This window comes from Rhizobium sp. P1_E1, assembly GCF_056406015.1.
In genome coordinates this window covers 1-1,433 of the sequence record NZ_JBFUAY010000491.1, presented here as the reverse complement: position 1 = coordinate 1,433, position 1,433 = coordinate 1, and the positions used below count along the sequence as shown (strand labels likewise).

At 53.4% G+C, this 1,433-nt stretch carries 3 protein-coding genes; 2 read left to right on the top strand and 1 reads right to left on the bottom strand.

The features are described 5' to 3' along the window. The coding region (locus tag AC1D1Z_RS37385) for a DUF6030 family protein (protein ID WP_477853864.1) at nucleotides 1-285 on the top strand (285 nt) is incomplete at its 5' end. A gap of 112 nt (nucleotides 286-397) precedes the next feature. Here the strand turns inward: AC1D1Z_RS37385 and AC1D1Z_RS37380 are convergent. Next, nucleotides 398-841, bottom strand: coding sequence for a hypothetical protein (locus AC1D1Z_RS37380; protein ID WP_026230733.1), 444 nt, complete (start codon nucleotides 839-841; stop codon nucleotides 398-400). A 139-nt stretch (nucleotides 842-980) separates the two neighbouring features. Here AC1D1Z_RS37380 and AC1D1Z_RS37375 point away from each other — a divergent pair. Further along, nucleotides 981-1,433, top strand: a 453-nt coding sequence (locus AC1D1Z_RS37375) for an endo-1,4-beta-xylanase (protein ID WP_477853861.1), incomplete at its 3' end; no start/stop codon positions are given.

Genomic DNA, 1,433 nt, shown 5'->3' with positions numbered 1-1,433 from the left:
CACGAGACCCTGAACGCCATCAAGAACCTGAGGGATATCAAGGAAGACGGCTTCGGAGCCAGTATCAGCTTCACCCGCGAGGTGCTCAATCCCGGGAATTACAATTTCACACTCTCGCTGGATGCGACTTCAGGACCGCAGAAAAGAACGAGAAATTACTTTTCCGGCAGAATATGGCTGCCATTGCCCGACCATGCGGTCGACATCGACAGCGCGCAACCGGAATCAGTCTCCGAGCCTTCCGATGCCGAGGCCCCGGCAGAAAGTCCGGAGCATCGGCATTAGAGCAATTCCAAAGGTGCGCAGCGGCTTCACAGAAATTGTGCAAAAACAAAGAGATAGAGCACCAAAAAAGGCGGACATCTTCTAGATTTCTGACTTCCCGCCGCCCGCCGACTTATCTCGCCATGTAACTTGCATCGTCGTGATCTCTGGCCAGAATCTTGTAAAGCTCTTTCAAACTGTCCGCACTCGGCCGTTCGGTGCTGTCCCCACCCGCCAGGCGCCAGACACGCTCGACATTGAGGTCCTGGGTGACTTGCGCAAGGTCTTCGTTCAGCGAGCGGATGACGATCTCCGATTGACGCAGCCGCCACGACATTCTGACGAGCGCTGCGAACGGGAGGAAAATGACGCCGATGATGCCGAGAACAAGGGCTGCGAACTGCCGGTCATCGAGGAGCGATAGATCGTTTCGAACAGGCGCCATAAAAAAAACGGCATTTTGAAATGCCATATAAAAATAGCTCATCAGATAGCTGGACCAATCTTCCATCACGAGCGCCCTCCCCGAGCGGTTTATATCTTGGAATATGCTGAAAAGTCTAGCAGACACCAACAATATCCCCTGCGGCGAAAGTATATTTGAGGTTGCATTACTCTGCTGAATTGAACGCGAATCCCGTGATGGATCGGTGCCGACGAGCCTGGCCCTTCAAATTCCACCGCGGACATGAAAAAAGCTAACAGTGAGAGATAGAATGAATAGAAGACGTTTCCTCGCCTCGGTTCCGCTCGCTCTGTTGTATGTTCGTGCGGGCCAGGCCCTAGCGCAGGTGCCTGCCTCTGCAGGGCTGCGCGCCCTCGCCGATAGGAAGTCGTTCCGATTCGGATCGGCAATCGACCTGCAAAACATCAACGATCCAATCGCTTCCGAGATTTACATCGACAACGTCAATTCAATAACGCCGCGAAACGAGCTGAAGTGGAATGCGACGGAAAAGAGACCGGGTGTTTTCAGCTTCGGTAGCGCCGACCGCATGGTGGCATTTGCACGTAAAAACAACATGAGGGTTTATGGCCATACGCTGATCTGGTATCGCGTCCCGGGCTGGGTGTCTGATATCGCGGACGCAAAGACCATTCAGGCGGCCATGAACCGTCATATAAAACAGGTTGTCACTCGCTATAAGAACTCGATCGATGCTTGGGAT